9 protein-coding genes are annotated in these 10,742 nt (G+C 66.8%); 2 read left to right on the top strand and 7 right to left on the bottom strand.

Annotation, left to right across the window (positions count from 1 at the left end):
* From IPF36_RS33035 to IPF36_RS33020, 4 genes are all read right to left on the bottom strand, one after another.
* On the bottom strand, window positions 1-317 hold a 317-nt coding region (locus tag IPF36_RS33035), incomplete at its 3' end, for a 3-hydroxyacyl-CoA dehydrogenase NAD-binding domain-containing protein (protein WP_368671213.1).
* 11 nt (window positions 318-328) lie between these two features.
* Entirely contained in the window at window positions 329-766 is a 438-nt protein-coding gene (locus IPF36_RS33030; protein WP_135704289.1) for an HIT family protein, read from the bottom strand.
* Window positions 767-922: 156 nt separating this feature from the next.
* Window positions 923-4,213: a fused isobutyryl-CoA mutase/GTPase IcmF gene (gene icmF / locus IPF36_RS33025; RefSeq protein ID WP_135704287.1), complete on the bottom strand. Its 3,291-nt coding sequence runs from the start codon at window positions 4,211-4,213 to the stop codon at window positions 923-925.
* A 267-nt stretch (window positions 4,214-4,480) separates the two neighbouring features.
* Entirely contained in the window at window positions 4,481-4,828 is a 348-nt protein-coding gene (locus IPF36_RS33020) for a DUF2917 domain-containing protein (protein WP_133093552.1), read from the bottom strand.
* Window positions 4,829-5,002: 174 nt separating this feature from the next.
* On the opposite strand from IPF36_RS33020, the gene IPF36_RS33015 reads away from it, so the two are divergent.
* On the top strand, window positions 5,003-6,412 hold the full coding sequence (locus IPF36_RS33015) for a PLP-dependent aminotransferase family protein (RefSeq protein ID WP_195432168.1): 1,410 nt from the start codon (window positions 5,003-5,005) through the stop codon (window positions 6,410-6,412).
* 3 nt (window positions 6,413-6,415) lie between these two features.
* Here IPF36_RS33015 and IPF36_RS33010 read toward each other — a convergent pair whose 3' ends face one another.
* The 3 genes from IPF36_RS33010 to IPF36_RS33000 form a co-directional block, all read right to left on the bottom strand.
* A complete protein-coding gene (locus IPF36_RS33010) occupies window positions 6,416-7,813 on the bottom strand; it encodes an amino acid permease (protein WP_135704283.1) in 1,398 nt (465 codons plus the stop codon).
* 203 nt (window positions 7,814-8,016) lie between these two features.
* A complete protein-coding gene (locus IPF36_RS33005) occupies window positions 8,017-8,217 on the bottom strand; it encodes a hypothetical protein (RefSeq protein ID WP_195432166.1) in 201 nt (66 codons plus the stop codon).
* A 9-nt stretch (window positions 8,218-8,226) separates the two neighbouring features.
* Window positions 8,227-9,462 carry an MFS transporter gene (locus tag IPF36_RS33000; protein WP_195432165.1) on the bottom strand — a complete coding sequence of 412 codons (1,236 nt, stop codon included), beginning with the start codon at window positions 9,460-9,462 and terminating at the stop codon, window positions 8,227-8,229.
* Window positions 9,463-9,627: 165 nt separating this feature from the next.
* On the opposite strand from IPF36_RS33000, the gene IPF36_RS32995 reads away from it, so the two are divergent.
* The gene (locus IPF36_RS32995) at window positions 9,628-10,602 is read left to right on the top strand and encodes a GlxA family transcriptional regulator (RefSeq protein ID WP_195432163.1); all 975 of its coding nucleotides are present in this window, start codon (window positions 9,628-9,630) and stop codon (window positions 10,600-10,602) included.
* Window positions 10,603-10,742 lie beyond the last annotated feature (140 nt).

Below are 10,742 nucleotides of genomic sequence, written 5' to 3'. Positions count from 1 at the left end.
AGGTCGTAGTTCTCGGTGGCGGCCTCGATCACGATGTCGGTGGCCTTGAGGTCGTCATATGACGTGCTGCCCTGGATGCGCGCCAGCGCGTCGGCCTTTTGCGCCTCGGTCAGCTTTTCCTTCTTGATCAGCCGGTCCAGGCTGCCCGCCACGGTGGCCACGCCCTTCTGCACGGCGGCGTCGCTGATGTCGACCATCACCACCTTCAGGCCGACCACTGCGCAGGCCTGGGCGATGCCATTGCCCATGGTGCCGGCACCGACGATACCTACTGTCCTGATTGCCATCTTCTCTTCCTCTGTTTGCTGGTTGCTTATCGATGTTTGCGTCAGTCGGCCTGCCTGGCCAGCGCGGCGATGATGCGCTCGGCATGCGCCTTGAGCACTTCCGGCTCCTGCATGTCGCGCGCATGGCCGCGCAGCGCCTGGTCGTTGTAGCGCGGCACGATATGGAAATGGATATGCGGCACGGTCTGGCCCGCCGCTGCGCCGTTGAACTGGCCGATCGAGATGCCGTCGGGGCTGAAGGCGGCGCGCACCGCGCGCGCCACGCGCTGCGTGGCCACGATGGCCGCCTGCGCGGCCTGCTCGGACAGGTCGAAGAGATTGACCGCCGCCTCCTTGGGCACCACCAGCGTATGGCCGTCGGCCTGCGGCATGATGTCCATGAAAGCGATGCTGTCGTCGTCCTCGTACACCTTGATGCATGGCATCTCGCCGCGCAGGATCTTGGCAAAGATATTGTTTGGGTTGTACTGGCTGTCCATGGTCTCGTATTGCGGTTGTCTCGGGATTTGGTTGCCGCCGGCGCCATGTTGCGGTTAGCTGCGGCGCAGCATTCGAGTGTAACGCAGGGCGACCCTGCACTGCGGCCGCCCTGCGCGATTACCGGTCACTGAGCCGGGTACTACGTGAATCCGGGTCTACATATTGCGCCGGTATTGCCCGCCGACCTCAAACAGCGCGTGCGTGATCTGCCCCAGCGAGCAGACCCGCACCGCGTCCATCAGCACCGCGAACACGTTCTGGTTGTCGATCACCGCCTGGCGCAGCCGCTGCAGCATCGCCGGCGCCTCGCCGGCATGGCCCTGCTGGAACGCGTGCAGGCGGTCCAGCTGGCTCTGCTTCTCGGCCTCGCTGGAGCGCGCCAGCTCCAGCTTCTGCGGGACCGGGTCGCCATCCGGATTGCGGAAGGTATTCACGCCGATGAGCGGCAGCGTGCCGTCGTGCTTAAGCTGCTCGTAGTAGAGCGATTCTTCCTGGATCTTGCCGCGCTGGTAGCCGGTCTCCATCGCGCCCAGCACGCCGCCGCGCTCGGCGATGCGCTCGAATTCCTGCAGCACCGCTTCTTCCACCAGGTCGGTCAGTTCCTCGATCAGGAAGCTGCCCTGGTTGGGGTTCTCGCACTTGGCCACGCCCCACTCGCGATTGATGATCAGCTGGATCGCCAGCGCGCGGCGCACCGATTCGCCGGTAGGCGTGGTGATGGCCTCGTCGTAGGCGTTGGTGTGCAGCGAATTGCAGTTGTCGTAGATCGCGATCAGCGCCTGCAGCGTGGTGCGGATATCGTTGAAATCGATCTCCTGCGCGTGCAGCGAGCGGCCCGAGGTCTGGATGTGGTACTTGAGCTTCTGGCTGCGCTCGTTGGCGCCGTACTTGTCGCGCATCGTCACCGCCCAGATGCGGCGCGCGACGCGGCCGAGCACGCTGTACTCCGGGTCCATGCCGTTGGAGAAGAAGAACGACAGGTTGGGCGCGAAGTCGTCGATGTGCATGCCGCGCGCCAGGTAGGCTTCCACGTAGGTGAAGCCGTTGGCGAGCGTGAAGGCGAGCTGCGAGATCGGGTTCGCGCCGGCCTCGGCGATGTGGTAGCCGGAGATCGACACCGAGTAGAAGTTGCGCACCTGGTGGTGCACAAAGTACTCCTGGATATCGCCCATTACCTTGAGCGAGAACTCGGTGGAGAAGATGCAGGTGTTCTGGCCCTGGTCTTCCTTGAGGATGTCGGCCTGCACCGTGCCGCGCACGTTCTGCAGCACCCAGGCGCGGATCTTGGCCTCTTCGTCGGCGGTCGGCTCGCGCTGGTTGTCGGCGCGGAACTTGTCGAGCTGCTGGTCGATGGCGGTGTTCATGAACATCGCCAGGATGGTCGGCGCAGGGCCGTTGATGGTCATCGACACCGACGTCGACGGACTGGTCAGGTCGAAGCCGTCGTACAGCACCTTCAAATCGTCGAGCGTGGCGATCGACACGCCCGAGTTGCCGACCTTGCCGTAGATGTCCGGGCGCACGTGCGGGTCTTCGCCGTACAGCGTGACCGAGTCGAACGCGGTCGACAGGCGCTTGGCCTCCATGCCCTCGGACACCAGCTTGAAGCGACGGTTGGTGCGGAAGGCATCGCCCTCGCCGGCGAACATGCGCGTCGGGTCTTCGTTCTCGCGCTTGAAGGCGAACACGCCGGCGGTGTAAGGGAAGCTGCCGGGCACGTTCTCGCGCATCAGCCACTTCAGCACCTCGCCTTCGTCCTCGAAGCGCGGCAGCACCACCTTACGCACCTTGGTGCCTGACAGCGTCGTCGTGACCAGGCCGGTGCGGATTTCCCTGTCGCGGATCTTCACCACGTATTCGTCGCCGCTGTAGGCCTCGCGCATCTGCGGCCACATCGCCAGCAGCTTGCGCTCGACCTGGCCTAGCGCGCTGTCGCGTTGGGCGGCGAGTGCATCGAGTGCAGCGCCATCGCCCTGCGCGGCCTGCAGCATGCGGCTGGATTCGCGCAACTGCTGGCGCTCGCGCGCGATGCGGCTTTGCTCTGCCACGCGGCGGTGGTAGGCGCGCAAGGTATCTGCCAGCTCGGCGAGATAGCGGCTGCGTGCCGGCGGCACGATCACGTTCTGGCCAGTGGAGATGCGCCCCCACAGCTCGGGCAGGGAACCGGGCCGCAACTTCAGGCCGCGCTCGGCCAGTGCCGCGCGCAATCCCTGGTACAGCATGGTCACGCCATCGTCATTGAAGCGCGATGCCTGCGTGCCGTAGACCGGCATGTCCTCGGCCTTGCCATGCCATTGCTCGCGGTTGCGCTGCACCTGCTTGGCCACGTCGCGCCACGCATCCTGCGCGCCCTTGCGGTCGAACTTGTTGATGGCGACGAAGTCGGCAAAGTCCAGCATGTCGATCTTCTCGAGCTGGCTGGCAGCGCCGAACTCGGGCGTCATCACGTACAGCGACAGGTCCACGTGCGGCACGATCGCGGCGTCGCCCTGCCCGATGCCCGAGGTCTCAACGATCACCAGGTCGAAGCCCGCCACCTTGCATGCGGCGATGACGTCCGGCAATGCCTGCGAGATCTCCGAGCCCGCCTCGCGCGTGGCCAGCGAGCGCATGAAGATGTTCGGATGGTTGATCGCATTCATGCGGATCCGGTCGCCCAGCAGCGCGCCGCCGGACTTGCGGCGCGACGGGTCGATCGAGATCACGGCGATCGACAACGCATCCTGCTGGTCGAGGCGGAAGCGGCGGATCAGTTCGTCGGTCAGCGACGACTTGCCGGCGCCGCCAGTGCCGGTGATACCGAGGACGGGAATCGAAGCCTGCTTCGCCTGCGCGTGCATCGCCTGCACCAGCGCGGCATCGGCCTTGCCGTTTTCCAGCGCGGTAATCAGCTGCGCCAGCGCGCGGCGGTCGCCGCCTGCAACCGGATCGAGCGAAGTGGGCGCGTAGCGCGACAGGTCGATGTCGCAGCGCTGCACCATGTCGGCAATCATGCCGGCCAGGCCCATGCGTTGCCCGTCTTCCGGGCTGTAGATGCGCGCCACGCCGTAGGCCTGCAGTTCGCGGATCTCGTCCGGCACGATCACGCCGCCACCGCCGCCGAAAACCTGCACATGCGCGCCGCCCTTTTCGCGCAGCAGGTCGACCATGTACTGGAAGTACTCGACGTGGCCGCCCTGGTAGCTGGAAATGGCAATGCCCTGCGCGTCTTCCTGCAAGGCCGCCGTGACCACCTCCTCGACCGAGCGGTTGTGGCCCAGGTGGATCACCTCGCAGCCGTGCGACTGCAGGATGCGGCGCATGATGTTGATCGAGGCGTCATGGCCGTCGAACAGCGACGCCGCCGTGACAAAGCGCACCTTGTTGGCCGGACCGCGGCCCTGCTCCGCCGGCTTGGGCTGCGGCGCACCGCGGCGCACATCATGCACATCGGAAAGGTCGGTCATTGTCTCCACCGTCTCTGGGTGTTGGCTGCCACCGCGAGGTCCGCCCGGGGTGCTGGTCTGCGCCGGCTTGGCGGGAAGTGCGCGGGCTGGCCCCGGGGTTGGGGCTGGTCGATTATATGACGTTGACGTAAACGTCAATCAATGAGGCGGAACCCCAACGGCGCGGGCAGCGGTGCTTATAGAGTAGGTGGCCGCGGCGCAGAGCAGGCAAACAAAAGGCCACCTCGCGGTGGCCCTCCCTGGGTACTTCGCCAGCAATGCAAGAGATCACCGGCACAACGCCCATATCCGGGGGCATTCCCCGAACGCATCCGTGCTGTGCTCCTCGACCCGATGGCGCAGCGCGTGCAGCCACGCCGCCATCCGCCGCATCGACCACGGTGCCGGCGTCTGGGCCAGCGTGAAGCGTGCTTCCGGGCCATCGCCCGACAGCCATACGCGATAGCCTTCCGGCAGCGCCAGTTCCTGGCCGGGCTCGAGCCAGATATCGTTGGGATTGCCCTCCACCGTCACCCACAGCTTGCCCGCCGCCGCGCAGACGGTCTGCCCGTAACCGGCGCGCCAGCTCACTGGCTGTCCGGGCTCGTCCAGTTCGAAAGTCCGTAGTTCGCGCATGATGCTCTCCTGATCAGCCTGGCGGAACCGATATCTCCGCCACGCTTCCATTATTCGCATCCCTCACTACAATCCCATGTACAGTTGTGAACAGTTTTCGATGAACTGTTCAGTAGTTTTCCCTGACAGTTGCACTGACAGTTGCATATCCCGGTTTCCCCCGGCTGCCTGCCTATGAAACTCATATTAGATGCTTCCACCGGGATTCCACTGACCGATCAGATCGTCAATGGCGTGAAGTCGTGGATCGGCAACCGCGAGGCCCGGCCGGGGGCAAAACTGCCCTCGATCCGCCAGCTGGCGGCGGAAAACGGCATCAGCCGCTTCCCCGTGATCGAGGCCTATGACCGGCTGGTGTCGCAGGGGCTGCTGGATTCGCGGCAGGGGTCGGGCTTCTACGTGGCGGACAGCCCGCTCGCGGGGCGCTCGGAGCGCGGCTGGTCGGACCCCAGCCTGGCGGAGGATCTTTCCGACCACATCCTGGAGCAGTTCAACCACCCCAGCAGCACGCTGAAGCTAGCCGGCGGCTTCGTGCCCGAGACCTGGCGCGACGTGGAAGGGCTGCAGCAGGCGATCCGCGCGATCTCGCGCACCGAGATCGACAGCGTGATCCACTACGCCACGCCGCTGGGCCATCCCGAACTGCGCAGGCAGGTGCTGCTGCGCGTGCGCCAGCTCGGCATCGCGGCGGAACTGCCGCAGGTGCTGATCACTACCGGCGCCAGCCAGGCGCTGGACCTGGTGGTGCGCCACCTGCTCAAGCCGGGCGATACGGTGTTCGTTGAGGACCCCGGCTACTACAACCTGTTCGGCCTGCTGCGGCTGCATGGCGTGCAGCTGGTGGGCGTGCCGCACACGCCCCACGGCCCGGACCCCGACGCGTGCGAGGCGCTGCTGCGCCAGCACAAGCCCAAGCTGTTCTTCACCAACAGCGTGCTGCAGAACCCCACCGGCTCGACGCTGGCGCCGCCGGTCGCGTTCCGGCTGCTGGAGCTGGCGCGCCGGCACGGCTTCCGCTTTGTCGAGGACGACATCTTCTCGGACTTCCAGACGTACTTCACCGACCGGCTGGCCACGCTGGACCAGCTCGAGCACGTGATCTACATCGGCGGGTTTTCCAAGACGGTGTCGGCGTCGCTGCGGATCGGCTACGTGGTGGCCGACAAGGCGCTGGTCAAGGACCTCGTCGACGTCAAGGTGCTGACCAGCGTCGCCGGCTCGCACTTCGCGGAAGCGGTCACGGCGGCGCTGCTGGAGCGCGGCGGCTATCGCAAATACATCGAGCGGCTGCGCCTGCGCGTGCGCGAGGCGTCGGCCAACGCGGTGCGGCAGCTGACCGGCTGCGGCTGGGAAGTGTTCTGCGAACCGAGCGGCGGCAACTTCCTGTGGGCGCGGCCACCTTTCATCGAGGATTCGCGCGACCTGGTGGCGCTGGGCGAGGAATTCGGCGTGACGCTGGCGCCGGGCAATTATTTCCGGCCCGGCGGCGAGGCCTCGGCCTGGATCCGCATCAACGCCGCCTATGCCAACGAGCCGCGCGCGGTGGCCTTCATGAAGGCCGCGGCGGAGCGCCGCCCGCGCTGACGCCTAGCCGCCGTGGTTATGCAGCACGGCGTTGCGCCGCGCGTAGGCGAAGTAGATCACCAGCCCCAGCGCCAGCCACACCAGGAAGGCAATCCAGGTCAGTGCCTGCAGGTGCGCCATCAGGAACAGGCAGAAGCCGACCGACAGCAGCGGCACCACCGGCACGCCCGGGCAGCGGAACGCGCGCGGCAGGTCGGGACGGGTCTTGCGCAGCACCAGCACCGCCACCGAGATCAGCGTAAAGGCCGCCAGCGTGCCGATATTGATCAGCTCGGCCAGCACGTTCAGCGGCACGAAGCCGGCAATCGCGGCAAAGATCAGGCCCACGGTCCAGGTGGCGAAGTAAGGCGTCGCATGCACGGGATGCACCGACGACAGCCGCTCCGGCAACAGCCCGTCGCGCGACATGGCGAAGATCACGCGGGTCTGGCCGTAGGTCATCACCAGGATCACCGTGGTCATGCCCAGGATCGCGCCCAGGTCGACAAAGCCCGCGACCCAGTTTTGCCCCGCGTATTGCAGCGCCAGCGACACCGGGTGGTCGACGCCGGCAAACTTGGCGAACGGCACGATGCCGGTCATGATCGCCGCCACCACGACATACAGCACCGTGCATACGGCCAGCGAGCCGACGATGCCGATCGGCAGGTCGCGGCGCGGGTTGCGCACTTCTTCGGCCGCAGAAGTCACCGCATCGAAGCCGATAAAGGCGAAGAACACCAGCGCCGCCGCATTGAAGATGCCGCTGAAGCCGAACGGCGCAAACGGCTCCCAGTTGGCCGGCTGCACGTGCCAGACGCCGACCGCGATAAACAGCACCACCACGCCGATCTTCACGGCCACCATCAGGTTGTTCACGCGCGTGGATTCGCGCACGCCGTAAGACACGACCCAGGTGATGGCCAGCATGATCAGGCAGGCCGGGAGGTTGATCAGGGTCTCCACGCCTGGCACCGAGCCCGGCGCGGCGGTCAGCGCCGCCGGCAGCTTCAGCCCGAAGCCCGCCATCAGCGACTGGAAATAGCCCGACCAGCCCACCGATACGGCCGAGGTGGCCAGCCCGTATTCCAGCAGCAGGTCCCACCCGATCATCCACGCGACGATCTCGCCAAGCGTGGCATAGCTGTAGGTATAGATCGATCCCGATACCGGGATGGCCGAGGCAAACTCCGCGTAGCACAACGCGGCAAAGCCGCACGCCAGCGCGGCAATGACGAAGGACACGGTCAGCGCCGGCCCCGCGGTCAGCGCGCCGGTGCCGGTCAGCACGAAAATCCCGGTGCCGATGATGGCGCCGATTCCCATCATCACCAGGTCGACCGGACCCAGCACCTTCCTCAAGCCGTCATCGCGCGCGACGGCCAGCATCGCGTCGATGTCCTTGGTGCGGAACAAACTCATTCAGACTCCTGCAGCAGTGGCCGGCGCGCCTGCTTCTGCATTGGCGGCGGCCCGGAAAAAGCGCGCTAGTTTACGCCTGCCGCACTGCGCGGACGTCACTTTCGGCGCCAGCGCCCCAGCGGGCACGACGTCGGAATGATAGAGAACGCGCGATCGCCCGGTGCTGACCGGCCTCAGCCGGCCTGAGCCGGCCTGAGCCGGCATCAGCCGCCGCACCCGGGCGCGGCAAGAATGCCGTCCACGCGAGCCAGCGCGGCGGAGAGCGGGTCCAGCATCAGCATGGCGGTGCCGGCGAGCGCCAGCACCACGAACAGGAGAATCCGGGCCTGCCGCGTGCACGGCATCGTGCAGGCCGCCACCAGTGGCGCCAGCGTGGCGGACGCCAGCAGAAGTTTCAGCAACATGATGCCGATTCAACGACTCGGTGCCACAGCCTGCGCCCGGCCAGTCGCCACCACCGGCAACGCCCCCGCCCGGCGCAGCCCGAACCACGAACATGCCGCCGAACACAGCGTGATCCCGACCAGCGCGACGATGGTGTGCCGGTAGCTGCGCGTGGCATCGAACGACCACGCGCCCAGCTGCACCGTCAGGAAGGCGCCCAACTGGTGGCCCAGGAACAGCAGCCCGAATACCTTGCCCTTGATCCGGCTGCCATAGCGCTCGAAGCAGAACATCGAGGTCAGGATCACCGTGCCCAGGTAGCTTGCGCCAAAGCCCATTGCAAAGGGCAGCACGCCAAGGCCCGGCACCAGCAGCAGCACCATCGACAGCGAGCGCAGTGCATAGAACCCCGCCAGCAGGCGATGCTTGTCCCACCGCAACGCCAGCGCGCCGGAGACAATGCCGCTGGCCAGCTCCAGCACGCCCAGCGTGCTCAGCGCGGTGCCCATCGCCAGCCGTGGCACGCCTTGTCCCTGCCAGTGCGCCACCAGGTGCACGTCGATGAAGGCCATGGTCGCTCCACAACCGAAGAAGCCCGCCGCCAGCGCATAGAAGACCGGGTCGCGCCGGACCACCGCCCATGCCGAGACCTCCGCCGCCTGCGGCGCCGGCGCGGCTCGCGGCTCCCGGCGCGAGGCCAGCCACAGCGCGCCAGCCACCGGCAGCGCGAACACCACCCCCGCCGCGCCGAAGGCCGTGGTCCATCCCGCCCGCGGCTGCAGCCAGATCCACAGCGGCGACAGCACGATGAATCCGATCGCGGTACCGTTCGTCACGACCGCATAGGCCAGTCCCTTCCTGCGCTCCTCGAACAGGCGATCGACCAGGATGCCCATCGGCACAAAGGTCATCGCCGCCAGGCCGAACGCGCCCGCCAGCCCGAACGCCAGCACGAAGAATGCGAGCGACTGGTGCCACCACGCCACGCTGCCCAGCGCCAGCCCCGCGGCCAATGCTCCCGTCGCGGCCGTGCGCAGCGGCCCGACCCGATCGCTTAGTGCGCCGACCACCGGCGACATCAGTCCCGTCGCCAGCATGAACACGCTGCCGGACCAGGCGAACTGCGCGCGGCCCTGGCCGAAGTGGGCAGCGAGGTCGACGAAATACACCTGGTACAGGCCCTTCACCGCGGTCGAGACGAACATCGCGGCAAAGCCGATGGCGACCAGCGCGAGGGTGATCGCGGGGATGCGGGTGCGGGTCATGGCGGTTCCTGTGTCGGGCGGGCTTGCCGACATGCTAAGCAACGCCATCCTGCCGCCACGGCAAGGTCGTGGACCAAAAAAGCAAATCTTCAGCCATGGCTGTTGCAGCGCCGCCGGATCGCGCGAGAATGGCGGCATCGGACCGTTCGCCCTTTCCTTGCCGCCATGACCACCGCCTATCTGCTGGTGCTGCCCAATGTCCACATGCTCGACCTCGGCGGCCCGCTCCAGATCTTTTCCTGCGTAGCGGAACTGGGCCTTGCACCGCTGCGGGTGCGCTGCGCGGGACCGCATTCGAGCGTCACGTCGTTCCAGGGACCGGCGTTGGGCCAGGTCGAACGGCTGCCTGCGCGACTGGAACCGGGCGATGTGGTGCTGGCGATCGGCAGCAAACTTCTGGACACACTGACCACTTCCGCGGCGTGGCGTGATACGGCGGCCTGGCTCAGGGAAACGTTTGCCGACGGCAGGAACGCGGGCGTGCAGGTCGCCGCCGTCTGCACCGGCGCTTTCCTGCTGGGCGCCGCGGGCCTGCTCGACGGCCGCCTGTGCACCACCCACCATGGACATACCCGCCGCCTGCGCGCGCGGCATCCAGCCGCGTCGGTCATCGACAACCGGGTCTTCGTTCGCGATGGCAATGTATGGACGTCGGCCGGCGTTGCCTCCGGCATCGATCTCGCGCTGCGGCTGGTCGCCGACGCTTACGGCGATGACGCCGCCATCGCCGTCGCGCGCGACAACGTCGTGCCCTTCCGCCGCTTCAGCGGCGATCCGCAGCTGGCGCCGCAATTCCGCGCGCGTTCGCATGGCAACGCACTGGTGCATGCGGTGCAGGACGCGATCACGCGCGAGCTCCATGCCAATGTCGCCGACCCGCGCTTCGCCGACCGCTTTGCCATCAGCGTGCGGCACCTGTCCCGCATCTTCCATGAGGAAACCGGCCTGACGCCCAAGCAATACCAGCTCACGCTGCGCATGGCACGCGCGCGCAAGCTGCTTGCGTCATCAAGCCTGGCCGTGGAGGAAATCGCGCTGAAGAGCGGCTTCGCCAGCGTGCAGGCCTTTCGTGCCTGCTGGAACAAGACTGAGTCAGCCACGCCGAGGGCGTACAGACAGGCGCGTGCCGGCACGCAATAGCCGACAGACACAAGCCCCGTACGAAAACCCCGGCTCACTATGATAAGAGTGGCCGCCCGCAGGGCCGTAAGTCAAACCAACCCTTACTTAGCCACCGGCATCGTAAATTCAGCCCCCTTGGCAATGGCATCCGGCCACCG

The organism is Cupriavidus sp. IK-TO18 (genome assembly GCF_015549295.1).
Lineage (GTDB): Bacteria > Pseudomonadota > Gammaproteobacteria > Burkholderiales > Burkholderiaceae > Cupriavidus > Cupriavidus oxalaticus_A.
Note: the sequence above shows the minus strand (reverse complement) of the source record. Positions and strands in the feature narration are given on the sequence as shown.